Origin of the sequence: Azospirillum sp. CT11-132 (assembly GCF_047302835.1) — a bacterium.
Lineage (GTDB): Bacteria > Pseudomonadota > Alphaproteobacteria > Azospirillales > Azospirillaceae > Azospirillum.
In genome coordinates this window covers 258012-281400 of record NZ_JBGLZA010000003.1, presented here as the reverse complement: position 1 = coordinate 281400, position 23389 = coordinate 258012, and the positions used below count along the sequence as shown (strand labels likewise).

The following is a 23389-nucleotide window of genomic DNA, read 5'->3' as shown; positions in this document are numbered from 1 at the left end:
ACCTTGGATCCGCTGCACCAGTTCCAAATCAACCCGTTGTTCCAGATCGTGCTCGGCGGCTACGACGTGTCCTTCACGAACTCGGCCTTCTTCATGGTCGTGGCCGTGGCGGCGATCTACGCCCTGCTGGTCATGGGCGTGGCGAACAAGTCGATGGTTCCGGGCCGCCTGCAGTCGCTGGCCGAGATGTTCTACGAGTTCGTCGCGAACCTGGTGCGCGACAACGCCGGCCACGACGCCCGCCCCTATTTCCCGTTCGTGTTCTCGATCTTCATGTTCGTGCTGATCGGCAACATGATCGGCATGATCCCGTACACCTTCACCTTCACCAGCCACATCATCGTGACGTTTGCGCTGGCGGCGACGGTGTTCGTGTTCGTGACCATCCTGGCCCTGATGAAGCACGGCCTGCACTTCTTCTCCTTCTTTATGCCGCATGGCGCTCCGATCGCGCTCGCCCCGATCCTCATCCCGATCGAGGTGATCTCCTACGTGATGCGCCCCGTCAGCCTCTCGATCCGACTTTTCGCCAACATGATGGCGGGTCACACGATGCTGAAGGTCTTTGCCGGCTTCACGGTCATGATGATCAGCGGCATGGGCGCGCTGGGCTTCGTCACCGGCCTCGTCCCGCTGGCGATCAACGTCGCCCTGACCGGCTTCGAGTTCCTGGTGGCTTTCCTGCAAGCCTACGTCTTCTCGATCCTGACCTGCCTTTACATCCGCGACGCCCTGGAGCTGCACTAAGCCGCTCCCGGCGCTGGCCGGACCCTGAGTTCACCAACAGTTCCAACAAGTTCACCCTTACCTAGAGGAAGAGAGTACTATGGATCCTCAAGCCGCCAAGTTCATCGGTGCCGGTCTTGCCGTTATCGCCCTCGCCGGTGTCGGCCTGGGTATCGGCAACATCTTCTCGACGCTGATCGGCTCGATCGCCCGCAACCCGGCCGTCCAGCCGAAGGTCTTCCCGATCGGCATTCTGGGCTTCGCGCTGACGGAAGCCGTCGCGCTGTTCGCCCTGCTGATCGCCTTCCTGATCCTGTTCGCCTAAGGCCAGAGCGGCTTTTTAAAAAAACAGCTCTGACGCGGCGCCGGGCTTCCTGATCGGAGTTTCGGCGCCGCTCCTTTGCCTAGGGGGACCGATCATGCCGAACCTGTTGGCCAAAGGCCGGCTGGCCCGCTGGTCGGGAGTGGCGGGCGCTTCGCTCGCTACCCTCACCACGATGGCCGGCACCGTCCTGGCGGCCGCGGCGGAGCACGCTCCGGACGCGGCGCACGGCGGCGAGCACGCTTCCGGCGGCCTGCCGCAGCTCAATCCCGCCAATTTCCCGACCCAGATCTTCTGGCTGGCTCTGACCTTCGGCGTTCTCTACTACCTCATGTCCAAGAAGGCGCTCCCGCGCGTGGCTGAGGTTCTGGAAGCGCGGCAGGAGCGCATCTCGCGCGATCTCGCCAAGGCTGCCCAGCTGAAGGAAGAGGCCGAGGCCATCCTGGCCCAGGTCGAGAAGTCCCTCGCCGGCGCCCGCAGCCAGGCCCAAGGCGTCATCGCCGAGGCCAGCGCCGAGATCGAGGCGAACAACCAGGCCCGTCAGGCCCAGTTGAACGCCGACATCTCCGAACGCCTGCGCAATGCCGAAGCCTCCATCGCCGCGGCGAAGGAACAGGCTCTGGCCAACATCCGCGCCGAGTCGACCGGCATCGTCCAGGACATCACCGGCCGTCTGGCCGGCGTCGAGGTCGATCAGGCCCAGGCGGATGCCGCCGTCGCGGCCGTGCTTGAGGAGCGCCGGGGATGAACGCACCTGAATTTTGGGTCTTCGTCGCCTTCGTCATCTTCGTGGCCCTGGTCTGGAAGAAGGCGTCGGCCGCCATCGGCACCATGCTCGATGGCCGTGCCGAACGCATCCGCTCCGAACTGGACGAGGCCGAGCGTCTCCACAAGGACGCACAGGCCCTGCTGAACGGCTACCAGAGCCGTCTGGCCGACGCCCAGAAGGAAGCGGAGGCCGTTCTGGCCCACGCCCGCGAGGAAGCCGCCCGCCTGCGCAGCCAGGCCGGCAGCGACCTGGAGGCGTCGCTGAAGCGTCGCGAGGCCCAGGCCATGGACCGCATCGCCCAGGCGGAAGCCGCGGCGCTGGCCGAGGTCCGCAACCTGACGGTCGACATCGCCATCGGCGCCAGCAAGCGCGTCCTGTCCGGCGGCCTGCCCGCCGCCCAGGCCAACAAGCTGATCGAGCAGTCGATCGGCGAGTTGCCGAAGCATCTGCACTGATCGGTCCCCCGATCGGTCAGCCGGGTTCCGCGGCAGCGATTGTTGCAGAGTGGACAACGGACTTTAGAAAAACCCCGGCCTATGCGCCGGGGTTTTTCTTTGCTCGAATGGAACGGTCGCCACTCCTCCTCTGCCCTCCCCTATCGCCCGGCCGGAGTTCCGTTCACCAATGTCCGATATCAACCCGCACCCTGCCCCGCTCCCTTCCGTGTTCGTCTCGCACGGCGCCCCCACGCTGATCCTGGAGACCAGCGCCGGACGCGACTTCCTGGCCGGGCTGGGCCGCAGGCTTGGGCGGCCGAGCGCGATCCTCGCGGTCTCGGCCCATTGGACCACGCGGATGCCGGCCGTCAGCGGGGCGACGGCGCCGGAGACCATCCACGACTTCTACGGCTTCCCCGATGCGCTCTATCGCATGCGCTACCCGGCACCGGGCGCACCGGCGCTTGCCGGGCGGGTGGCGGATCTGACCGGAGCCGTCGTCGATCCGTCGCAGGGTCTGGACCATGGCGCCTGGGTGCCGCTGATGCTGATGTATCCCGAGGCCGACCTCCCGGTGGCGCAGCTGTCGGTGATGCCCGGCCGCAGCGCCGCCGACCACATCGCTCTCGGCCGGGCGCTCGAACCCCTGCGGCGGGATGGCGTGCTGATCCTCGCCAGCGGCGGCGCCGTGCACAACCTGCGGGAGTTCCGCTTCGGCGGCACCAGCGCCGCCCCCTGGGCGACGGGCTTCGCCGGCTGGCTGGACAACACGCTGGAGGCCGGCGATGCCGAAGCGCTCGGCAATTGGCTCGACGCCAGTCCGGACGCCCGCCGCGCCCACCCGACGGACGAGCATTTCCTGCCGCTGCCGGTGGCTCTCGGCGCCGCCGGGCCTCGGCCGAGGACCGAGCGGCTGCATGCCGGCTTCGAACATGGCAGCCTGGGCATGCACGCCTACGCGTTCACCGACGCCGACACCGAGACTGCCGCCGCCTGATCTTTGGCGGTACTCCGTCGCACACTTGTCTGTTTGCCTGAGGGGATAGCCAAGCTACAATCCGCGCCGCGCGGCGACCGGCCGCTCATTGGTTGTGGCCGGTCGGACGCGGGAATCGTCAGGCACAGCGCGAGCGGGAGTCGGTGTGAAGCGGAACGGCATTCTGTCCCGGAGCGGCCGCCGGACCCGATTCCGCGACATGACCGTGTCGGCGCGGGTGGGCGCGGGCTTCGGCATCGCGCTTGGGCTGGTGGTCCTGCTGGCCCTGGTTGGGCTTGGCTGGTTCTACGCGGTGTCGCGCGACATCGGCGCCTTCTCCGGCCGCGCCGACCTGTCACAGGTGGCGGCCGACGCCGACGTCAGCCTGCGCGACCTGGAGGTCGCGGTGCGCGACCATCTGACCTACGGTGACGACCAGAGCCTCATCGACGCCTCCTGGCGGCACGACACGCTGCGCGAGCGGCTCGATGCGCTGGGCAAGGGCGTGGTGGAGACGGCGGACCGGCAGGGCGTCGACAAGGCCCGCGCCGCGCTGGAGGATTATTGGGCGGCGGTGCAGAAGCTGATCGCCCTGCGCGGCGACCGCAACGGACAGATGACCGGCGTGCTGGAGCCTCTGGTCGCAGAGACCCGCCAGAAGCTGAACCAGCTCAAGAATGCCGGCGGTGTCGATTCGACCGCGCTCGCCAGCGACGCCGCCATCGCCACCCTGCTGATGCAGGAGCATCTGACCCGCTATATCGACCGTCGCGATCCGCAGGATGCCGAGGCGATGCGCGCCCAACTGGCCGTCGCCCGCGACCGGCTGGCGGAGATGAACCGCTACCTGTGGGTGCCCGGCACCAAGCAGGCCATCGACGAGGTGACCGCCCTGCTGGCGAAGGCGGGCGGCGTGCTGACGGCGATCGAATCCTCGGTGGTCGAGGAAGACAATCTGCGCGCCGAGGCGATGGCGGCCAACGCGGCCGGCATCGCCGCCAATCTGGGCGAAATCCGCCGCCGGTCGGAGGCCGGGATCCAGGCCTTGCGCGGAACGCTGGGCAACGGCCTGTCCGGCTACACCAACGTGGCGCTGTGGATCGGCGGCCTGATCCTGCTGGCCGGGCTCGTCGCGCTGTGGCTGGTCCAGCGCAGCGTCGCGGTTCCGGTGAGGACGATGGCGAACGCGGTGACGGCGCTTGCCGCAGGCCGCACCGACGTCACCCTGCCGGCGCTGACCGGTCAGGACGAGATCGCCGCCATGGCCCGCGCGGTGGAAGCGCTGCGCGGCACCGCCGAGGATACCGACCGCGAGCGCCGCGAGGCGGAAATCGAGCACACCCGCCTGCTGCGCGAGAAGGCGATGGCCGAGGCGGCCAGCCGGGCCAAGAGCGACTTCCTGGTCAATATGGGCCACGAACTGCACGGACCGCTGACCGAGATCGTCAATGCCAGCCAGACGCTGATGACCGACCTGCACCGACTGGGCGTCGACGAACTGGCGACCGACGTCGAGCATATCCAGTGGACCGGCGAGCAGCTGACGACCCTGGTCGACGCCTTGCTGGATTACGCCAAGGTCGAGGCCGGGGCGATGGACGTCTGCCTGCAGGATTTTGACATCAACCGGTTGCTGACCGAAGCGCGCGAGCGCTCGATGCCGGCCGCCGACCTCTACGGCAATGCGCTCGACCTGTCGGCGCCGGCCGGGCTCGGCCAGATGCATTCCGACTTCACCAAGGTGCGGCAGACCCTGCTGAATCTGCTGGACAATGCCTGCAAGTTCACCCAGGACGGCACCGTCACCCTGTCGGCGGAAAAGGTGGAGCGCGACGGCGCCCGCTGGTACCGCTTCACCGTCGCCGACACCGGCCGTGGCTTCCCCACCGCCCAGACCGGCCGGCTGTTCCAGCCCTTCGTCCAGGGCGCCGGCAACGGTGCGGTGGCGACCCGCGGCCAGGGCAAACCGCGCGGCGCCGGGCTGGGGCTGACGCTGGTCGGGCACTACACCGCCATGCTGGGCGGCGACATTGAGGTGGCGAGCGAGCCCGGCCAGGGCACACGCATCACCATCGCCCTGCCCGCCGTCTATGAACCGCCGGCGGAAGAGCGTCCCCTGCAGGTGGAGGCGGTCGGCAACGCCAAGCCGCTGCTGCGCGTCGCTTCCTTGAAGCCGGCCGGGCATCTTGCCAGCAGCACGTCGATGACACAGATCGGGCCGTAATCGTAGCCGCGGGTCAGTAGCGGGGGCGTGCGGTGTCTTCCGGCGCGTCGCCGTCGTCGATTGGCTGGCCGTACTTCATCCGCCGCATCTTCTCCGCCACCCGCGCGATCTCATCGGCCGGCAGGATGACCGGCTCGCCGAATTGCTGGGCGAAGAGATACTGGCGGGCCAGCGTCTCGACCTCGACCGCCAGCGACAGGGCGGACTGCACAGTGGTGCCCAGCACGATCATGCCGTGATTGGCCAGCAGACAGGCCAGCCGCCCCTCCAGCGCCACCAAGGCGTGGTCGGACAGTTCCTGCGTGCCGAAGGTGGCGTAGGGGGCGCAGCGGATCGAATCGCCGCCGGCCAGCGTCACCATGTAATGGAAGGACGGGATGCCGCGGCCATGCACCGCCAGCGCGGTGGCGAAGGTCGGGTGGGCGTGGAGGACGACCGTCACGTCGGGCCGCGCCCGCAGGATGTCGCGGTGGATGCGCCATTCCGACGACGGGCGACGGTTGCCCAGATAGGTGCCGTCGAAGCCCATCTCGACGATGTCGGCTGGGGTCATGGCGTCATAGGCCATGCTGGTCGGCGTGACCAGGAAGCCGCCGTCGACCCGGTGCGACAGGTTCCCCGACATGCCCTGATTGACGCCCAGCCGGTTCATGGCGAGGCAGCCGTCGATCACGGCTTGGCGTTCGGCAAGGTGGCTGGTCATGGCAGGCGCATCCGGGATGATTGGAGCGCCAAGGGGGCCATGGAGTGCGGGAAGGGTCAAGGGGGACGACGAACGCATCCCCCCAAAGTGCCCTACTCCGCCGGCGTCCCGTGGTGGCCGTGGCGCACCTTCTCGCCGGTGACCTCTTCAACCCACAGCGAATGGTGCTCGCGCGCCCATTGCAGTTCGACCTGACCGTCGCCCATGGCGGCGAAGGCGCCTTCCATGCCGACGGAGCCGATGTAGATGTGCGCCAGAATGATGGCGATCATGATGACGGCAATGGCGGCGTGGGCCAGCTGGAAGAGTTGCAGCTCCTCCAGCGTGGCGAAGCTGAAGGGGAAGACCAGTTGCACGCCGGTGAAGCCGAGCGCAGCACCGCCGACGACGGTGGACCAGAAGATGACCTTCTGGCCGCCGTTGAACTTGTGTGCCGGCGGGTGGACGCCCTTGGAAAACAGGCCGCCCGCCTTCAGGAACCAGATCAGGTCATGGCGTGACGGAATGTTGTGCCCGACCCACATGACGAAGATCAGCGCCACGCCCAGGATGAAGGCGAAGCCGAGGAAATTGTGCGCCAGCTTGCCGTAATGGGTCAGGGCGGCGAAAGGCTCGGGCCCGATCAGCGGCAGCAGCGTGAACCGGCCGTAGAGAACATTCAGGCCGGAGATGGCGAGCACGACAAAGCTGCCGGCGGTCATCCAATGCACACCGCGCTCGAAGGCGTTGAAGCGCTGGATGGTGCGGCCGGTCTTCTCACCGTCGATGCGGATGCGCCCACGGACCAGGAAGAACAGCGCGAGCAGGACCAGGATGCCGCCCAGCACCCAGGAGCCATATTGGCTGAGCGGTCCGTTGCGCACGGCACGCCACGCCTCGCCTTCCGACTGGATCAAGACGCCGGCCTGCTTGTTGGGGATCGAGACGGTGCCCTGTTCCCCCAGCCGGATGCCGTGCCACGTGTCGCCCAAGCTCTGGCCCGGGATCTGTGTCGGCACCTGCGGACCGTCGCGGTCGACCTGCTGCTCCGCCACCGGCCCGCCGACGCGGACGCTGGACTGGGCGGCAGCCGGCAGCGCAAAGCCACCGCCCAGGCCGCCGGCAAAACCGATCCCGAGCAGCAGAGCGGCAAGAGCCGACTTCATGCGATGACCTTCCATCGGACGCTCCCTATCGCACAGCCTGATAGGCGGTGCGCTGTTGCAGCGCCCGCACCTGCTCGGCGGTCAGCGGCGTGTCGGCCGCGCCCTGGTAGACACCCTTGTCGAGATGGACCGGGCGCGGCGCCCCGTCCTCCTGGCAACCGGCCAGCAGGATCGCGGCGCCGAACGCCAGCAGGACGAGGCGCGTCACCGTCACAGCCCCTGCTTCTGCACAGGCGGGCCGCCGGCCGGACCGCCGGTGCCCTGGAACAGCGATCCGCCGGGCTGGCCGCGCTCCTGACCCGATTTGGTCTGGTAGGCGGTGCCCCAGCCCCAGGCGCCGGAACCGAAGCCGCGGGCGGCCACGCGCTGGCGGTAGATGTCCGACACCGTGTCGGCGTCGCCGGCCAGCAGCGCCTTGGTCGAGCACATCTCGGCGCAGAGCGGCAGCTTGCCTTCGGCCAGACGGTTGCGGCCGTACTTCTTGAACTCCGCCTCCGAATTGTCGGCCTCCGGACCGCCGGAGCAGAAGGTGCACTTGTCCATCTTGCCGCGGGTGCCGAAGTTGCCGGCCTGCGGATATTGCGGCGCACCGAACGGGCAGGCGTAGAAGCAATAGCCGCAGCCGATGCACAGGTCCTTGTTGTGCAGGACCACGCCCTCGGCGGTCTGGTAGAAGCAGTCGACCGGGCAGACCGCCTTGCAGGGCGCGTCGGAGCAATGCATGCAGGCGACCGAGATCGTCCGCTCCCCCGGCCGGCCGTCGTTGATGGTCACGACGCGGCGGCGGTTGATGCCCCAGGGCACCTCATTCTCGTTCTTGCAGGCGGTGACGCAGGCGTTGCACTCGATGCAGCGCTCGGCGTCGCACAGGAATTTCATCCGGGCCATGGTTCAAACTCCCGCGCGTCAGGCCGCCTGGATGCGGCAAAGGGTGGTCTTGGTTTCCTGCATCTGGGTCACCGAGTCATAGCCGTAGGTGGTCGCCGTGTTGGCGGCCTCGCCCAGCACGATCGGATCGGCCCCGGCCGGATATTTGGAGCGCAGATCCTGCCCCTGGAACACGCCGCCGAAATGGAAGGGCATGAAGGCGACGCCGCGGCCGACACGCTCGGTGACCATGGCCTTGACCTTCACCTTGCCCTTTTCCGGGCCTTCCACCCACACCAGCTGTCCGTCCTTGATGCCGGCATTGTTCGCGTCGAACGGGTTGATCTCGACGAACATGTCCTGCTGCAGCTCGGCCAGCCAGGGGTTGGAGCGAGTCTCGTCGCCGCCGCCCTCATACTCGACCAGACGGCCGGAGGTGAGGATGATCGGATATTCCTTCGAAACGTCGCGGTCCTGGATGGACTTGTACAGAGTCGGGACGCGCCAGGACTTGGTGTCCTTGTAGGTCGGATAGCTGGCGACCAGATCGCGGCGCGGGGTGTAGAGCGGCTCGCGGTGGATCGGAACCGGGTCCGGGAAGTTCCAGGCGACGCAGCGCGCCTTGGCATTGCCCGGCGGGTTCAGGCCGTGCTTGATCGCCACGCGCTGGATGCCGCCGGACAGGTCGGTGGTCCAGGACACTGCACCGATCTTGTCGCCGCCGATCTTCTGGATGACCGCCAGTTCCTCCGCCGTCAGGTCCTTGTCGAAGCCCAGCTTCTGGAGCATCGCCATGGTGACTTCCGGATAGCCGTCCTTGATCTCCGACCCTTCCGGATAGGAGCCCTCGGCCAGCAGCGTCACGCCGTTGCGCTCGACGCCGAAGCGGGCGCGGAAGGCGCCGCCGCCCTCGGCCACCGGCAGCGAGGTGTCGTAGAGGTTGGCGGAACCGGGATGCTTGATCTCCGGCGTGCCCCAGCAGGGCCAGGGCAGACCGAAGTAATCGCCGTCGCACGGGCCGCCGACGGCGCGCAGCGTCGTCTTGTCGAAGGTGCCCTGGTGCTGCATGTGCAGCTTCAGCCGCTCCGGCGACTGGCCGGTGTAGCCCACCGACCACATGCCGCGGTTCCACTCGCGGGTGATGTCCTCGACCAGCGGCTCGTTGCCGTTGACCTTGATGTTCTTCACCAGTTCCGCCGCGAAGCCGAACTTCTTGGCGAAGAGATACATGATCTCGTGGTCGGTCTTCGATTCGAACAGCGGCTCGACGATCTTGTCGCGCCACTGGACCGAACGGTTGGACGCGGTGGCGGAACCGGAGGTCTCGAACTGGGTCGCGGCCGGCAGCAGGTAGAAGTCGTTCTTGCGGTCGGGCAGAACCGCCGTCATCGTCGGATAGGGATCGACGACGACCAGCAGCTCCAGCTTCTCCATCGCCTTCTTCATGTCGGGCAGACGGACCTGGCTGTTCGGCGCGTGGCCCCAGAAGACCATGCCCTTGACCGGATTCGGCTGGTCCAGGTTTTCCTTGGCTTCCAGCACGCCGTCGAACCAGCGCGACACCGGAATGCCGGTGCTCTCCATCAGCGCCTTGGAGCCGAAACGCTTCAGGACGTCGTCATAGGGGAGATCCCAGACGCGCGCCCAATGGCGCCATGCGCCCTCGGCCAGCCCGTAATAGCCGGGCAGACTGTCGGAGGTGACGCCGAAGTCGGTGGCGCCCTGGACGTTGTCGTGGCCGCGGAAGATGTTGGTGCCGCCGCCCGCCACGCCGACATTGCCGAGCGCCAGCTGCAGCACGCAATAGGCGCGGGTGTTGTTGTTGCCGATGTGATGCTGGGTGCCGCCCATGCACCAGACCAGCGTGCCCGGACGGTTGGAGGCCAGCGTGCGGGCGACGCGCTGCAGCTGCGAGCCCGGAACGCCGGTGACGCGCTCCACCTCTTCCGGCGTCCACTTGGCGACCTCGGCGCGGATGTCGTCGAAGCCGTAGACGCGCTTGGCGATGTAGTCCTTGTCCTCCCAGCCGTTCTGCAGAACATGCCAGAGGATGCCCCAGATCAGCGCCACGTCGGTGCCGGGACGGAAGCGGATATATTCGTTGGCGTGGGCGGCGGTGCGGGTGAAGCGCGGATCGGCGACGATCAGCGGCGCGTTGTTCTGCTCCTTCGCCTTCAGCACATGCATCATGGCGACGGGGTGCGCCTCGGCGGCGTTGGAGCCGATGAAGAACAGCGCGCGCGACTTCTGGATGTCGTTGTAGCTGTTCGTCATGGCGCCATAGCCCCAGACGTTCGCCACGCCGGCCACCGTGGTGGAATGGCAGATGCGCGCCTGATGGTCGACGTTGTTGGTGCCCCACAGCGCCGCGAACTTGCGGAACAGATAGGCCTGCTCGTTGCTGTGCTTGGCAGAGCCGAGCCAGAACACCGAATCCGGACCCGACTGCTCGCGGATCGACAGCAGTTTCGAGCCGACCTCCTCGATCGCCTGGTCCCAGCTGATGCGGGTCCACTTGCCGTCGACCATCTTCATCGGATAGCGCAGGCGGCGCTCGCCATGGGCGTGCTCGCGCACCGAGGCGCCCTTGGCGCAGTGGGAACCGAGGTTGATCGGGCTGTCGAAGCCGGGCTCCTGGCCGATCCAGACGCCGTTCTGCACCTCGGCGACCACGGTGCAGCCGACCGAGCAATGGGTGCAGACCGTTTTGATCTGCTTCACCGGCGCCCCGGCGACGGTGGCGGCCGTGGCGGCGTCGGCCTTCTTCACCATTCCGAAGGGCATGGCCGAGGCCAGCGCGGCGCCGCCGGCGGCGATGCCGGAGGTGCGCAGGAAGGCGCGGCGGTCGACAGTGACGCCGGTGGCGGTTGCCAGCGTCTGGGTCAAGCTGCGGGCGAGATGGCGGCCGCCGGAGGTGGCCGAGCTTTTCTTGATGAGCATCGGGGCTTTCCTCTTAGAAGCGGCTGACTTCGTAGACCTTCCGGACATGGTCGGTCTCGCGGTAGCCCGTGGAGGTCGTCTCGGCCGGGGCGGCCTCGGCCGTTCCGCTCGTGGCGGTCACGCCGGCCGCGACGGCACCCAGCGCGCCGACGCCGAGACCGGCGACGCGGAACAGCTCGCGCCGGGCGAGACCCTTTTCCGTGCCCTGACTGTCCGTGTTCTGCTTTGCTGCTTCATCAGTGGCTTTGACCGCGTTCCGCGTCATGGCTTCGCTCCTCACCTTTACGCCGCAAGGTCGAAGGCGCGCGCCTCGACCGCCAGAAAACTCCGTCCGACCGCACCGACCGCCCGATAGAAGCGGGCCGACGGCGAGGACTCCAAATCCGCGAAGAACCGCCCGGCCCAGGAGCCGATGTGGCGGTCGAAGAAGGCCCGCTGCGCATCGAGCCCGACGGCCCCGCCATCCTCCGGCGCGAAGGCGCCGGCGATCAGGCCGGCCATCATCTCGCACAGGGCGGCGATGTGGTCCTCCGGCTCCGTCACGCCGTCGGCGCGGGCGATGCCCAGCCGCGCCATGTCGGCGCGCAGCTCAGCCAGCGGCTTCTCGTTCAGGAATCCGGTCAGGTAGAAGGAGCCGTAGGGGGTGCGCTCGCTGCCGCCGACGCCGATGAAGAGGGTGGTGAACTCCTCCTCCACCGCCGCGGGATCGCTGTCGCGCGCCGCGCCGGCCAGCTGGTCGAGAGCCGCGCCGAAGTCGCCGCCCTCCCCTGCCAGCTCACCGAGCACGGTCAGGAAGGCCGCGTCGGGCGCGCGGGCGAGCAGGCGCGCCAGCAGGGCATAGACCTGCGCACGCAGCAGCTCCTCCTCCGCGACGGCGGGGGGAACGGTGTGATCGACGGCCCTGGACACGCGCCGCAAACTCCTCTCGGACACAAGACGGATGCGTCGGCGTTCACGGTCCCACCGCGCGCCGTATTTGGACCCAAGGCCCTGCACCCCTTTTGATGCACCTGCGAAAAGCCTTTGCCTTACAGTGGCTTAGCATTCTCCAGATGGATAATAGAAGGACTGAACCTGTCCGTTTGTCAACTAAGGACGCGCCCGGAAGAGAGAACAAATGAAACTTTATCGTCGCGCTATGTTCGCGCTATCAGAGCGCCCCTTTGTTTTGAAGGCGGCCAATTCAGCGCGACAATCCGTCGCAATTTGAAAGTCGTTTTGCGAGGAGGAAAGGTCCCTCTCCCGTCCCGGGAGAGGGAAGGGACCCGCCGCAAAGCGGTGGGAAGGGTGAGGGGTCACCCAAGGATCAGACAGGTTCGGGTTTCTCGGATTGCCCCTCACCCTCCCCGCTTTGCGGGTCCCCTCCCTCTCCCGGGACGGGAGAGGGCCCGCCTTGCTCCGCCACCTCGTCCAATGTGTCGAGGAAACCCTTGCCGACGCGGTAGAGGGTCTTCACCGGGACGCTGCCGGTGAACAGGCTGGCGTAATCGTCGGCGTAGTCCTTCAACCCGTCGTCGTTGGCATAGACCGGATCGGAGGTCCACAGCTTGCGCAGGGCCTGACGGTGCAGATCCTCCGGCACCTCGGCGCGCAGGAAGGGGGTGAAGTCGGACTCGCTGGTCAGTTCCTCGATCGGCGGGAGGTCTTTCAACGGGTCTTCGGGTTCAGCATCCGGCTGGGCGGAATCGACCGGGATGTCCTCGGTGACGGCGACGGGAAGCTCCGCAGTCTCTTCCACCGGCGGCACCTCGACCGGTGCCGGCTCCGGCTTGACTGCCGTGCGTTTCAGGCGCGACCAGCGCGACAGGAAGGCTTCGTCGCTCACCGCTGCCGGTCCTCCTTCTCGAAATGGCGCTTGCGCTCGCGCTTGTGGAAGGGGACGTCGACATGGTGCTGCTCGACGAAATCACGGACCAGCGCGATCACCTCCGCCGGCATCGGCACCGTCTCCACCACGTCGGCGCCGACCTGATAGCCCTCCCCTTCATGGGCCGACGCGGTGACGGTGAAGGGCACCAGTTCCTCGCCGTCCGCACCGGGGCGCATCACCACCCACAGGCGCGGCGGATCCTGCGACAGGTTCAGGCGGTAGCCCTCGGTGTCGGTGCGGAACAGCTCCAGCGTCAGGGTGGCGGCGTGGCTGTGGGTCCAGCCCTCGCCCTCCATCAGCAGCCGGCCGGGCGGATCGACCGGTCCGGCGCCGGGGATGACCGACACCGGGCGCCAGCTCCAGTCGGCCCAGGCGGTGACGCCGCGGCGGCGCTCCACCACGATGCCCAGCGGCATGGTCTCGATGCGCTCAAGAGATTGAGGGGCGGGCTGTTCCGTCATGACACATGTCCCGATGCCAGCAGGCGTTCCGCCTCGGCCAGATCCTCCGGCCGGTTGGTGTTGAAGAAGGGATCGACTGGATCGACGGCGAAGTCGGCGACGGCCAGCCGGTAGCGGGCGGTCCAGGCATCGACCTTGCGGACACCCTCCTCGACCATGGCGCGGCGGAGGTCCCCGGCCAGACGGATCGGCCACAGGCCGAAGACCGGATGCTCCTGCCCGCCCGAACGGGCGCAGGCAAGGTCGGCGCCCTCATGCTCCAACGCCGCCACCATGCGGGTGACGAGGTCGCGCGGGATGAAGGGGGCGTCGGTGGCGAAGCTGGCGACCCAGGCGACGCCGGGCGCCGTGCCACGCATCCACTCCATGCCGGTCAGCACGCCGGCGAGCGGGCCGGCATAGCCCTCCACCACATCGGCCGCCACCGGCAGGTGGAGATGGGCGAAGCGCGCCGGATCGCCGTTGGCGTTCAGCACCAGCGGCCCGACTTGCGGCCGGACGGTGGCGACGATGCGCTCCAGGATGCTGCGGTCGCCCAGCGGGCGCAGGCACTTGTCGCCGCCGCCCATCCGGCGCGACAGGCCGCCGGCCAGCAGGACGCCGCCGATATCGGGATGAGTGGAGTCAGTCGTCATCGCGGCTTCCCTTGCGTCCATGCCGGGCATCCTCGTCGGTTGCTCCGGCGGCATCGGCATCGAACACCAGCCGGTCGGTGCCGGCCAGCGCGATGAAGCGCCTGCCCTTGGCCCGGCCGACCAGCGTCAGGTTGGCCTGCCGCGCCAGATGCACGCCCCAGGCGGTGAAGCCGGAGCGCGAGACCAGGATCGGAATGCCCATCTGCACCGTCTTGATGACCATCTCGGATGTCAGGCGGCCGGTGGTGTAGAAAATCTTGTCGTCGGCGGAAATGCCGTTCAGGTGCATGTAGCCGGCGACCTTGTCCACCGCGTTGTGGCGGCCGACATCCTCCATATAGACCAGCGGCCGGTCGCCCTGGCACAGCACGCTGCCGTGGATGGCCCCGGCCTCCAGATACAGGCTGGGCTGCAGGTTGATCTGCTTGGACAGCGCGTAGATCCACGAGGTGTGTAGCCGGACGTCGGCGGGAAGTTTGACGGACTCGAAGGTCTCCATCACGTCGCCGAAGGCGGTGCCCTGGGCGCAGCCGGAGGTCAGCGTCTTCTTCTTCAGCTTGGACTCATAATCGGTCGCGCGCTCGGTGCGGACGACGACGGTGTCCGTTTCCTCGTCCACGTCGATGCCGGTGATGCGGTCGTCGCGCCGCAGCATGTTCTGGTTCAGCAGATAGCCGACGGCCAGACAGTCCGGATAGTCGCCGATCGTCATCATGGTGACGATCTCCTGCCCGTTCAGGTACAGGGTCAGCGGCCGTTCGACCGTGACCGAGGTCTCGATCTCGCGGCCGTCCTGGTCGAGACCGCGGACGCGCTCGGTCAGCTTGGGGTTCGCCGGATCCGGCGCTATGGTGAAGGTCTTCAGGCTCATGGTCGGGCTCATGCGCGCGAGTGTGGGCGAGCGGCGTCCATCGGACAAGCCCCCGCCGGAATGATTCGAAAAGTGATTTGGACTGAATGCAGGATTTTTCCCAAGCCCTCGCCGTCGCTTTTTCCATGATCGTGTCGATGGATGACGGGCTGATGCGGATCATCGGCCTGTCGCTGCGGGTCAGCCTGTCCGCCGTCGCCATCGCCACGCTGATCGGCCTGCCGCTGGGCGCCGCCGTCGCGGCGTTGCGCTTTCCCGGCCGGCGCGCCGTCGCCATCACCTTGAACACGATGATGGGGCTGCCGCCGGTGGTGGTCGGATTGGTGGTCTATCTGCTGCTGTCGCGCTCCGGCCCGTTCGGGGTGCTGGGGCTGCTGTTCACGCCGGCGGCGATGATCGTCGCCCAGACGGTGATGATCGTGCCGATCGTCGCCTCGCTCGCCCGCCAGACGGTGGAGGATCTGCTGGTCGAGTATGACGACCTGCTGCGCGTTACCGGCGCCGGGCCGATCCGCCGGCTGGCCACCCTGCTGTCGGAAGCGCGCTGGAGCCTCGTCACCACCGTGCTGGCCGGATTCGGGCGTGCGTCGGCCGAGGTGGGGGCGGTGATGATCGTCGGCGGCAACATCGAACATGTCACCCGCGTCATGACCACCGCCATCGCGCTGGAGACCAGCAAGGGCGACCTGCCGATGGCGCTGGGGCTGGGCATGGTGCTGATGACCCTGTCGCTGGCGGTCAATCTCGCCGCGTCGCTGCTGAAGGAGGCGGGAGACAGGCCGGCCTGATCCGGGTGCCTGATCCGGGGTGCATGACACCAAAATGGAAAAAGCTGCCCAGACCTTTGCAATGGCGTCGCGATGCGCTATGCCAGAAAAGCAATAACGCCAATGGGAGGAGTTGAGTGATGCTGCGCCGTTCATTCGTGCTGCGCTGTGCCGCCGCCGCAGCGCTGGCCGGTCTGGTCCAGCTCGCCGCCCCGTCGGCCGCGCTGGCCGCCGACCGCTTCATCACGGTGGCCTCCACCACCTCGACCGAGGATTCGGGCCTGTTCGGCTCCATCCTGCCGAAATTCACCGCCAAGACCGGGATCGAGGTGCGGGTCGTCGCCAAGGGCACCGGCCAGGCCATCGACCTCGCCAAGCGCGGCGACGCCGACGTGCTGTTCGTCCACCACAAGCCGTCGGAGGACAAGTTCGTCGCCGAAGGCTTCTCCACCGAGCGCAAGCCGGTGATGTACAACGATTTCGTCGTCGTCGGCCCGGCCGGCGCCCCCGCCGGCGTCAAGGGCGGCAAGGACGTCGCCGCCGCTCTGTCGAAGATCGCCGAGGCCAAGGCCCCCTTCGTGTCGCGCGGCGACGACAGCGGCACCAACAAGGCCGAACTGGCCCTGTGGAAGACGGCCAAGCTCGACCCGGCCAAGGCGGATGCCAAGGGGGACTGGTACCGCTCCATCGGCCAGGGCATGGGTCCGACGCTGAACACCGCCGCCGCGATGAACGGCTATACCCTGACCGACCGCGGCACCTGGCTGAACTTCAAGAACCGCGGTCCGCTTACGGTGCTGGTTGAGGGTGACAAGCGGCTGTTCAACCAGTATGGCGTGATGCTGGTCAACCCGGCCAAGTTCCCCCACGTTAAGGCGGCCGACGGTCAGGCCTTCGTCGACTGGCTGGTCTCCGCCGAGGGCCAGAAGGCCATCGCCGACTACACCATCAACGGCGAACAGCTGTTCTTCCCCAACGCCAACGAGCCGGGGGCGTAAGGAACTGTCCAGTCAGCGTCTATACGGACCAACCCCAACAAGATTCCCGTTCCCATTACGCCGCATTCCCCCATATGAGTGTCCTCAGGCCAGGGGCGTCAGCCCCAAGCGACAGGAGTTTTGGGGACGATGAAGATCGGCGATCGGACGGTGCTCGTCTGCGATTGTGCGCACAGCATCGCGCTGGACGGGGCGGCGCTCGGCAAGGCGTGCGGCGACGGCAGCGCCGTCACCGTGCATACCCAGCTGTGCCGGGCGCAGCTCGACCGATTCGAGGCGGCGGTCGCCAACGGGCAGCCGCTGCTGGTCGCCTGCACGCAGGAAGCGCCGCTTTTCAGCGAAGTCGCGGCGGAAGTGGCGCCCGACACGTCCCTGACCTTCACCAACATCCGCGAACGCGCCGGCTGGTCGGACGAGGGCGAACTGGCGCTGCCGAAGATCGCCGCCTTGCTGGCCGAGGCGGCCCTGCCGATCCCCCCGACCGGCGCCCTGACCCTGACCTCTCAGGGCACCTGTCTGGTCTATGGCAATGACGAGCGTGCCATCGAAGCCGGGCGGGAACTGGCCAAGCGGCTGGACGTCACCGTCCTGCTGACCAGCGCGAAGGACATCGCGCCGCCGCCGCTGATGGACGTGGCGATCTTCCGTGGCCGCATCCGCGCCGCCCGCGGCTGGGTCGGCGCCTTCGAGATCGTGGTGGATGATTACGCTCCCGCCCTGCCCTCCTCGCGCGGGGCGCTGGGGTTCGAGCCGGCACGGCAGGGGGCCTCGGCCCGCTGCGACCTGATCCTCGACCTGACCGGCGGCACGCCGCTGTTCCCCGACCACAAGCGCCGCGACGGCTATCTGCGCCCCGACCCCAACAGCCCGACCCAGGTGGCCAAGGCGCTGCTGGAGATGGCCGATCTGGTCGGCGAGTTCGAGAAGCCGCGCTTCGTCGATTTCAAGGCCGATCTCTGCGCCCATTCGCGCAGCCGCAAGACCGGCTGCACCCGCTGCCTTGACGTCTGCCCGACCGGGGCGATCACGCCGAACGGCGACCATGTCGCCATCGACCCGCATGTCTGCGCCGGCTGCGGATCCTGCGCCGCGGTCTGCCCGACCGGCGCAGCGACCTATGCCCTGCCGCCGGCCGCCACCGTCTATGAGCGGCTGCGCACGCTGCTGGGCACCTACCGGAAAGCCGGCGGCACCGCCCCCGCCCTGCTGATCCACGACCCGCGCCACGGCGACGCGCTGGTCGGCATGATGGCTCGGCATGGCCGCGGCCTGCCGGCCCGCGTGCTGCCCTTCGCGCTGAACGAGGTGACGCAGGTCGGCTTCGACCTGTTCGCGCTGGCTTTGGCTTATGGCTGCACCCATGTCCGCGTGTTGACCGGCCCGGAGAACGAGGGGGAGACCGCCGGCCTCGCCAACCAGATCGGGCTGGCCGAGGCCGCCTTCAGCGGGCTCGGCTACGGCTCCGGCCGGGTGGCGGTGATCGACGCCGCCGATCCCGACGCGGTGGCGGACGAGCTTTGGAACCTGCCTGCCGATGCGGTCGAAGCGGGGATGTTCCTGCCGATGGGGCCGAAGCGCACGGTGATCATGCTGGCGCTGCGCCACCTGCACAAGGTCGCCCCTGCACCGGTAGAGGTTCTGCCGCTGCCGCCGGGCGCGCCCTTCGGCCGGGTGTCGGTGGACGTGGCGGGCTGCACGCTCTGCCTGTCCTGCGTCGGCGCCTGCCCGACCGGGGCGCTGCTCGACAATGCCGACAAGCCGATGCTGTCCTTCGCCCAGGATGCCTGCGTGCAGTGCGGCCTGTGCAAGACCACCTGCCCGGAGAAGGTCATCTCGCTGGTGCCGGAGATCGACTTCCGCGATCAGGCCCGCGGTGCGACGGTGGTGAAGGAGGAGGAGCCCTTCTGCTGCGTCTCCTGCGGCAAGCCCTTCGCCACCAAATCCTCGATCGAGAAGATCGTGACGACGCTGGCGGGCAAGCACTGGATGTTCGCGACGCCGGAGGCCGCCAACCGCATCCGCATGTGCGAGGATTGCCGCGTGCGCGACCAGTTCGAGCGTGGGAACGAGCCCTTCGCCATGGGCCGCCCGCCGGTGCCGCGCACCACCGACGACGACCTGCGCGAACGCGAGGAAGCCGAACGGGAAGCCCGGCTGGCGGAGGCACGGCAAAAGCTGATCTGACGGACGTCCCTCTTGATCGTCATCAAAGTCGGCATACCGTGATGTGGAATAGGCTTGCGCGATCGTTGCACATCGTGCGTGTGGCGAACATATACTGTGGCGGCCCGCCAGCGGCCGCCCCTGGAGTCCAGCGATGATCGATCCCGTGTCCGAAGCCCCGTCGCCAGCCAGCCTCGCCCCGCTCGTCGACCCGTTCGGCCGCAAGGTGGAGTACCTGCGTGTCTCGGTGACCGACCGTTGCGACCTTCGCTGCGTCTACTGCATGGCGGAGGACATGAGCTTCCTGCCGAAGGCGGAGGTGCTGACGCTGGAGGAGCTGGATCGGCTGTGCAGCGCCTTCGTGAAGCTGGGCACGCGCAAGCTGCGGCTGACCGGCGGCGAACCGCTGGTCCGGCGCGACGTGATGCGGCTGATCCGCTCGCTGGGCCGCCACATCGAATCGGGCGACCTGGACGAACTGACGCTGACCACCAACGGCACCATGCTGTTCAAGCATGCCGCCGGCCTGTATGAGGCAGGCGTGCGGCGGATCAACGTGTCGCTGGACACGCTCGATCCGCACAAATTCCAGGCGATCACCCGCTGGGGCAAGCTGGACAAGATCCTGGGCGGCATCCAGGCGGCCAAGGACGCCGGGCTGAAGATCAAGATCAACACTGTGGCGCTGAAGGGCGTCAACGACGACGAAATCCACCGCATGGTGGCGTGGTGCGGCGAACAGGGCTTCGACCTGACCTTCATCGAGGTGATGCCGATGGGCGACATCGGCGAGGGCGCCCGGCTGGACCAGTATTGGCCGCTGACCATGCTGAAGGCCGAGCTGCAAAAGCGCTGGACCCTGACCGAGAGCGACCACCGCACCGGCGGCCCGGCCCGCTATGTCCGGGTGGAGGAGACCGGCCAGCGCGTGGGCTTCATCACGCCGCTGACGCATAACTTCTGCGAGAGCTGCAACCGCGTGCGGCTGACCTGCACCGGCACGCTCTACATGTGCCTGGGCCAGGAGGACGCCGCCGACCTGCGCACGCCGCTGCGCGTCAGCGACGAGGACGGCCCGCTGATCGACGCGGTGCGCGAGGCGATCACGCGCAAGCCCAAGGGCCATGACTTCATCATCGACCGCCGCCACCAGGGTCCGGCCGTCGGGCGGCATATGAGCGTGACGGGGGGGTGAGTTTCTTTTCTCGGCAGCGTTAGACCCCCACCTAACCTCCCCCGCTCTCAGCGGACCTACGGTCCGCCTGCCGCGTCAGCACAAAGCGAAGCTTTGTGCGAGAGCTGGGCGGGGGAGGGACTGCCGCCACTCTCCTGCATCAGCACTTACCCCCTCCCCTGCCCAGCGGGGGAGGGTTGGGGTGGGGGCAATCGAAGCCGACACTCCACAACCAAGAGCGAGCACCGCCATGCCCCTGCCCTTCCTGTCCGGACTGCGCGTCATCGACCTCGGCCAGTACCTGCCCGGCCCCTATGCGGCGCAGCTGCTCGGCGACCTGGGCGCCACCGTGGTGAAGGTGGAGGCGCCGGCCGGCGATCCGCTCCGCCGGCTCGGCCCCACCGACAGCGACGGCACCACCGCCGCCTACAAGCTGCTGAACGCCGGCAAGACCGTCATCCGCATCGACCTGAAGTCCGCCGACGGGCGTGCGGCTCTGGAAGGGCTGCTGGCGAAGGCCGACGCGCTGATCGAAAGCTACCGGCCCGGCGTGATGGACAAGCTGGGGCTGGGGCGCGAGCGACTGCGGGAGATCAATCCGCGACTGGTCCATGCCAGCCTGTCGGGCTGGGGCTATGACGGCCCCTATGCGACGCGGGCCGGGCACGATCTGAATTACATGGCGGTCGGCGGCGGGCTGGACGCCTCCGGACTGCCGGACCGGCCGGTCATCAGCTATCTGCCGGTGGCCGACTTCGCCTCGGCCCAGCATACGGCGCTGGCGGTGGCGGGCGCGTTGCTGGGGCGCGAACGGACGGGACAGGGCTGCTTCCTCGACCTGTCGATCATGGAATCGGTGCTGGGCTGGCAGGGCATGAACCTCACCACGGCGGCGCGCGGCACCATGCCGAAACGCAGCGAGGCGCTGCTATCGGGCGGCGCCGCCTGCTATCGCATCTACCGCACCGCCGACGGCCGCTTCGTCACCCTGTCGGCGCTGGAGGCCAAGTTCTGGGCCAACTTCTGCGAGGCGGTCGGCCGTCCCGACTGGATCGCCCGGCAGGAGGATCCCATGCCCCAGACCGACCTGACGGGGGAACTGGACGCCCTGTTCGCCACCCGGACGCTGGCGGAGTGGAAGGCCCAACTCGACCCGGTGGACTGCTGTTTCGAAGCGGTTCCGGAACTGACGGAGGTGCCGTCCCATCCGCACATCGCCGCGCGCGGACAGGTCCGCGTCACGCCGGGGCCGGAACCGCTGGTGGAGACGCTGATGGGCCTGCGCGTCGACGGCGCCCCGCCGCCGGAGCGCGCGCCGGTGCAGGAGAGCGACGCCGCGGCGGTGCTGGCCGGCTGGGCGTAAGGCTCAGCCCTCCCGCCGGTAGGGCGACAGTTCCTCGTCCAGCGCTGCGATCTCCGCTTCCACGGCGGGGCGTTCCTGCTGCAGGTAACGCTCCACCGCGCGGCGGAAGCTGGGGTCGGCGATCCAATGGGCGCTGTAGGTCGGCACCGGCAGATAGCCGCGCTGGATTTTGTGCTCGCCCTGGGCGCCGGCCTCGACCCGCGCCAGACCACGCTCGATGGCGAAATCGAGAGCACGGTAATAGCACGCCTCGAAATGCAGGAAGCGGTAGCGCCCGTCGGAACCCCAGTTGCGGCCGTACAGCGCATCGTCGCCCAGCAGGTTCAGCGCGCCGGCCACCCATTCCCCGCCATCCTCGCACATCACCAGAACCACCCGGTCGGCCATCGTCCGGCCCAGCAGGTCGAAGAAGCGGCGGTTGAGATAGCCGCCGCCCCATTTGCGGTCGGCGGTGTCCAGGTAGAAGCGGTGGAAGGCGTCCCAATGCTCCGGCTTCAGCTCGTCGCCGGTCAGGGTGTGCAGGCGCACGCTGCTCTCCGCGACCTCGCGCCGTTCCTTGCGGATCGCCTTGCGCTTGCGGGAGTTCAGCGCCTCAAGGAACTCGTCGAAGCTGCCGTAACCACGGTTGTGCCAATGGTATTGCACACCCAGCCGCTTCAGCCAGCCGGCCTCGCCCAACCGGTCCCATTCCTGGCGCTCCGGAAAAGTGACGTGGGCGGAGGAGACGCCGTAACGCTCCGCCACCTGCTCCAGCGCCGAGATCAGCGCGTCGGCGACGGCATCGGCCCGTGGACCGGGCGCCACCAGCAGGCGCGGCCCCGGCACCGGCGTAAAGGGAACCGCCACCTGCAGCTTCGGGTAATAGCTGCCGCCCGCCCGCTCATAGGCGTTGGCCCAGGCATGGTCGAAGACATATTCGCCGTAGGAATGGCTTTTCAGATAGGCCGGCACCGCGCCAACCATGCGGCCGGAGCCGTCATAGGCGGCGAGGTGGCTGGGCTGCCAGCCGGACTTGCCGGTCGCCGATCCCGATTCCTCCAGCGCCGACAGGAAGGCGTGGGAGAGGAAGGGATTGCCGGGACCGGCACAGTCGTCCCAGCCCTGCTGGTCCGCCTCGCCGATCCCGGTCAGAACCTTGACGGTGATGGCATCGTTGCCGTCGGGCATGCATGCGTCTCCTTGAACACTGGCAAGGAGGTAGGCCTCATGCCGCAAGACAGCAAGACGCCGTCACCGCCGTAAATTCCTCAGGCCACCTCCCTCAGGCCACTTCCAAAATCGCGTCGACCTCGACCGCGACATTGCCGGGCAGCGACGGAGCGCCGACGGCGGCGCGGGCATGCTGGCCGGCCTCGCCGAAGACGTCGCGCATCAGTTCCGACGCGCCGTTGATGACCAGCGGATGGTCGTGGAAATCGGCGCCGGAATTGACGAACCCGCCCAGCCGCAGCACGCGGGTGACACGGTCCAGGTCGCCGCCCAGCGCGGCCTTGGCCTGGGCCAGGATGTTCAGCGCGCACAGGCGTGCGGCTTCCTTGCCCTGCTCGACCGTGAAGTCCTGGCCGACCTTGCCGACGAACTTGCGCTCGCCGTTCCAGACCGTCACCTGGCCCGAGATGTAGAGGGTGTTGCCCGAACGGGTGTAGGGCACATAGGCGGCCACCGGGGCGGCGGCCTGCGGCAACTCGATGCCCAGCTCCGCCAGGCGTGCGTCGATCCGACCGGTCATGATGCTTCTCCCTTCCCTGCTTTGGCCCGCGTCGGGGCCATGCGTTCGATGTTTGGGACGTGGTTTGGAGCCCGACCATAGCCGGGCCTGCCGGGTGGTGGGAAGATTCTTGCCGCCCGGCATCCCGGCAGAACCGTCCGTCAGCGGCAAAAGATTCCGGGAAAGTTTTTCGGACGCCGGACCGAGAAGCGCGGGCCCAACCCTGCCCTTTTTGCCGACCTATTTTTATTTCATAGCGAAATCAGTCAC

Annotated in this window: 24 protein-coding genes; 11 read left to right on the top strand and 13 right to left on the bottom strand. The window is 68.0% G+C overall.

The genetic code is table 11. The annotated features are described in order from the left end of the window. Positions 1-3 precede the first annotated feature (3 nt). The 6 genes from ACCD06_RS07085 (at position 4) to ACCD06_RS07060 (ending at position 5454) form a co-directional block, all read left to right on the top strand. Positions 4-747, top strand: a complete 744-nt coding sequence (locus tag ACCD06_RS07085) for a F0F1 ATP synthase subunit A (RefSeq protein ID WP_109154072.1) — start codon at positions 4-6, stop codon at positions 745-747. 79 nt (positions 748-826) lie between these two features. After that, positions 827-1051, top strand: a complete 225-nt coding sequence (locus ACCD06_RS07080) for an ATP synthase subunit C family protein (RefSeq protein ID WP_012973363.1) — start codon at positions 827-829, stop codon at positions 1049-1051. Positions 1052-1145: 94 nt separating this feature from the next. Then, a complete protein-coding gene (locus tag ACCD06_RS07075) occupies positions 1146-1796 on the top strand; it encodes an ATPase (protein WP_109156034.1) in 651 nt (216 codons plus the stop codon). After that, on the top strand, positions 1793-2272 hold the full coding sequence (locus tag ACCD06_RS07070) for a F0F1 ATP synthase subunit B (protein WP_109156035.1): 480 nt from the start codon (positions 1793-1795) through the stop codon (positions 2270-2272). Before ACCD06_RS07075 ends, ACCD06_RS07070 begins: the two co-directional genes overlap by 4 nt. Positions 2273-2441: 169 nt before the next feature. Further along, on the top strand, positions 2442-3251 hold the full coding sequence (locus ACCD06_RS07065; RefSeq protein ID WP_413339732.1) for a DODA-type extradiol aromatic ring-opening family dioxygenase: 810 nt from the start codon (positions 2442-2444) through the stop codon (positions 3249-3251). Positions 3252-3450: 199 nt separating this feature from the next. Then, positions 3451-5454, top strand: a complete 2004-nt coding sequence (locus tag ACCD06_RS07060; RefSeq protein WP_413339730.1) for an ATP-binding protein — start codon at positions 3451-3453, stop codon at positions 5452-5454. A gap of 13 nt (positions 5455-5467) precedes the next feature. Here the strand turns inward: ACCD06_RS07060 and ACCD06_RS07055 are convergent, their stop codons facing one another. From ACCD06_RS07055 to fdhD, 11 genes are all read right to left on the bottom strand, one after another. After that, the gene (locus tag ACCD06_RS07055) at positions 5468-6157 is read right to left on the bottom strand and encodes a class II aldolase/adducin family protein (protein WP_413339728.1); all 690 of its coding nucleotides are present in this window, start codon (positions 6155-6157) and stop codon (positions 5468-5470) included. Between the two features lie 92 nt (positions 6158-6249). Further along, positions 6250-7302, bottom strand: coding sequence for a formate dehydrogenase subunit gamma (locus ACCD06_RS07050; RefSeq protein WP_413339726.1), 1053 nt, complete (start codon positions 7300-7302; stop codon positions 6250-6252). A 25-nt stretch (positions 7303-7327) separates the two neighbouring features. Continuing rightward, positions 7328-7510, bottom strand: a complete 183-nt coding sequence (locus ACCD06_RS07045) for a hypothetical protein (protein ID WP_136705271.1) — start codon at positions 7508-7510, stop codon at positions 7328-7330. A 2-nt stretch (positions 7511-7512) separates the two neighbouring features. Next, positions 7513-8190: a formate dehydrogenase FDH3 subunit beta gene (gene fdh3B / locus ACCD06_RS07040; RefSeq protein WP_109156041.1), complete on the bottom strand. Its 678-nt coding sequence runs from the start codon at positions 8188-8190 to the stop codon at positions 7513-7515. A gap of 18 nt (positions 8191-8208) precedes the next feature. Further along, on the bottom strand, positions 8209-11109 hold the full coding sequence (locus tag ACCD06_RS07035; protein ID WP_136705270.1) for a formate dehydrogenase subunit alpha: 2901 nt from the start codon (positions 11107-11109) through the stop codon (positions 8209-8211). 13 nt (positions 11110-11122) lie between these two features. After that, the gene (locus ACCD06_RS07030; protein ID WP_413339723.1) at positions 11123-11374 is read right to left on the bottom strand and encodes a formate dehydrogenase; all 252 of its coding nucleotides are present in this window, start codon (positions 11372-11374) and stop codon (positions 11123-11125) included. A gap of 17 nt (positions 11375-11391) precedes the next feature. Then, a complete protein-coding gene (locus ACCD06_RS07025; RefSeq protein WP_413339721.1) occupies positions 11392-12018 on the bottom strand; it encodes a molecular chaperone in 627 nt (208 codons plus the stop codon). A 397-nt stretch (positions 12019-12415) separates the two neighbouring features. Beyond that, positions 12416-12934 (bottom strand): DUF3306 domain-containing protein, encoded by a 519-nt coding sequence (locus ACCD06_RS07020; protein ID WP_413339719.1) that lies wholly within the window; start codon positions 12932-12934, stop codon positions 12416-12418. Beyond that, positions 12931-13440 (bottom strand): DUF3305 domain-containing protein, encoded by a 510-nt coding sequence (locus ACCD06_RS07015; protein WP_413339717.1) that lies wholly within the window; start codon positions 13438-13440, stop codon positions 12931-12933. The genes ACCD06_RS07020 and ACCD06_RS07015 overlap by 4 nt, the downstream gene beginning before the upstream one ends. Then, entirely contained in the window at positions 13437-14075 is a 639-nt protein-coding gene (mobA, locus tag ACCD06_RS07010) for a molybdenum cofactor guanylyltransferase MobA (RefSeq protein ID WP_109157707.1), read from the bottom strand. Before mobA ends, ACCD06_RS07015 begins: the two co-directional genes overlap by 4 nt. Then, positions 14065-14946 (bottom strand): formate dehydrogenase accessory sulfurtransferase FdhD, encoded by an 882-nt coding sequence (gene fdhD / locus ACCD06_RS07005; protein WP_413339715.1) that lies wholly within the window; start codon positions 14944-14946, stop codon positions 14065-14067. The genes mobA and fdhD overlap by 11 nt, the downstream gene beginning before the upstream one ends. Positions 14947-15032: 86 nt before the next feature. On the opposite strand from fdhD, the gene ACCD06_RS07000 reads away from it, so the two are divergent. From ACCD06_RS07000 to ACCD06_RS06980, 5 genes are all read left to right on the top strand, one after another. After that, positions 15033-15734: an ABC transporter permease gene (locus tag ACCD06_RS07000; RefSeq protein ID WP_109157708.1), complete on the top strand. Its 702-nt coding sequence runs from the start codon at positions 15033-15035 to the stop codon at positions 15732-15734. Between the two features lie 119 nt (positions 15735-15853). Next, positions 15854-16711, top strand: coding sequence for a substrate-binding domain-containing protein (locus tag ACCD06_RS06995; protein ID WP_413339713.1), 858 nt, complete (start codon positions 15854-15856; stop codon positions 16709-16711). A gap of 129 nt (positions 16712-16840) precedes the next feature. Continuing rightward, entirely contained in the window at positions 16841-18895 is a 2055-nt protein-coding gene (locus ACCD06_RS06990) for a 4Fe-4S dicluster domain-containing protein (RefSeq protein WP_413339711.1), read from the top strand. 133 nt (positions 18896-19028) lie between these two features. Next, the gene (gene moaA / locus ACCD06_RS06985; RefSeq protein ID WP_413339709.1) at positions 19029-20069 is read left to right on the top strand and encodes a GTP 3',8-cyclase MoaA; all 1041 of its coding nucleotides are present in this window, start codon (positions 19029-19031) and stop codon (positions 20067-20069) included. A gap of 229 nt (positions 20070-20298) precedes the next feature. After that, positions 20299-21411 (top strand): CaiB/BaiF CoA transferase family protein, encoded by a 1113-nt coding sequence (locus ACCD06_RS06980; RefSeq protein ID WP_413339707.1) that lies wholly within the window; start codon positions 20299-20301, stop codon positions 21409-21411. Positions 21412-21414: 3 nt separating this feature from the next. Here the strand turns inward: ACCD06_RS06980 and ACCD06_RS06975 are convergent, their stop codons facing one another. Both ACCD06_RS06975 and ACCD06_RS06970 read right to left on the bottom strand, forming a co-directional pair. Beyond that, positions 21415-22578 carry a GNAT family N-acetyltransferase gene (locus tag ACCD06_RS06975; RefSeq protein ID WP_109157703.1) on the bottom strand — a complete coding sequence of 388 codons (1164 nt, stop codon included), beginning with the start codon at positions 22576-22578 and terminating at the stop codon, positions 21415-21417. A gap of 94 nt (positions 22579-22672) precedes the next feature. Further along, on the bottom strand, positions 22673-23140 hold the full coding sequence (locus ACCD06_RS06970; RefSeq protein WP_085088381.1) for a RidA family protein: 468 nt from the start codon (positions 23138-23140) through the stop codon (positions 22673-22675). Positions 23141-23389: the final 249 nt, after the last annotated feature.

What these genes read in the sequence shown, in the direction of transcription:
- mobA (WP_109157707.1), bottom strand. Translation starts at nt 14,075, where the DNA reads ATGACGACTGACTCCACTCATCCCGATATCGGCGGCGTCCTGCTGGCC.
- ACCD06_RS07000 (WP_109157708.1), top strand. Translation starts at nt 15,033, where the DNA reads ATGCAGGATTTTTCCCAAGCCCTCGCCGTCGCTTTTTCCATGATCGTG.
- ACCD06_RS07050 (WP_413339726.1), bottom strand. Translation starts at nt 7,302, where the DNA reads ATGAAGTCGGCTCTTGCCGCTCTGCTGCTCGGGATCGGTTTTGCCGGC.
- ACCD06_RS07015 (WP_413339717.1), bottom strand. Translation starts at nt 13,440, where the DNA reads ATGACGGAACAGCCCGCCCCTCAATCTCTTGAGCGCATCGAGACCATG.
- ACCD06_RS07080 (WP_012973363.1), top strand. Translation starts at nt 827, where the DNA reads ATGGATCCTCAAGCCGCCAAGTTCATCGGTGCCGGTCTTGCCGTTATC.
- ACCD06_RS07055 (WP_413339728.1), bottom strand. Translation starts at nt 6,157, where the DNA reads ATGACCAGCCACCTTGCCGAACGCCAAGCCGTGATCGACGGCTGCCTC.
- ACCD06_RS06990 (WP_413339711.1), top strand. Translation starts at nt 16,841, where the DNA reads ATGAAGATCGGCGATCGGACGGTGCTCGTCTGCGATTGTGCGCACAGC.
- fdh3B (WP_109156041.1), bottom strand. Translation starts at nt 8,190, where the DNA reads ATGGCCCGGATGAAATTCCTGTGCGACGCCGAGCGCTGCATCGAGTGC.
- moaA (WP_413339709.1), top strand. Translation starts at nt 19,029, where the DNA reads ATGATCGATCCCGTGTCCGAAGCCCCGTCGCCAGCCAGCCTCGCCCCG.
- ACCD06_RS06970 (WP_085088381.1), bottom strand. Translation starts at nt 23,140, where the DNA reads ATGACCGGTCGGATCGACGCACGCCTGGCGGAGCTGGGCATCGAGTTG.
- ACCD06_RS06980 (WP_413339707.1), top strand. Translation starts at nt 20,299, where the DNA reads ATGCCCCTGCCCTTCCTGTCCGGACTGCGCGTCATCGACCTCGGCCAG.
- fdhD (WP_413339715.1), bottom strand. Translation starts at nt 14,946, where the DNA reads ATGAGCCTGAAGACCTTCACCATAGCGCCGGATCCGGCGAACCCCAAG.
- ACCD06_RS06995 (WP_413339713.1), top strand. Translation starts at nt 15,854, where the DNA reads ATGCTGCGCCGTTCATTCGTGCTGCGCTGTGCCGCCGCCGCAGCGCTG.
- ACCD06_RS07035 (WP_136705270.1), bottom strand. Translation starts at nt 11,109, where the DNA reads ATGCTCATCAAGAAAAGCTCGGCCACCTCCGGCGGCCGCCATCTCGCC.
- ACCD06_RS07065 (WP_413339732.1), top strand. Translation starts at nt 2,442, where the DNA reads ATGTCCGATATCAACCCGCACCCTGCCCCGCTCCCTTCCGTGTTCGTC.
- ACCD06_RS07075 (WP_109156034.1), top strand. Translation starts at nt 1,146, where the DNA reads ATGCCGAACCTGTTGGCCAAAGGCCGGCTGGCCCGCTGGTCGGGAGTG.
- ACCD06_RS07060 (WP_413339730.1), top strand. Translation starts at nt 3,451, where the DNA reads ATGACCGTGTCGGCGCGGGTGGGCGCGGGCTTCGGCATCGCGCTTGGG.
- ACCD06_RS07070 (WP_109156035.1), top strand. Translation starts at nt 1,793, where the DNA reads ATGAACGCACCTGAATTTTGGGTCTTCGTCGCCTTCGTCATCTTCGTG.
- ACCD06_RS06975 (WP_109157703.1), bottom strand. Translation starts at nt 22,578, where the DNA reads ATGCCCGACGGCAACGATGCCATCACCGTCAAGGTTCTGACCGGGATC.
- ACCD06_RS07030 (WP_413339723.1), bottom strand. Translation starts at nt 11,374, where the DNA reads ATGACGCGGAACGCGGTCAAAGCCACTGATGAAGCAGCAAAGCAGAAC.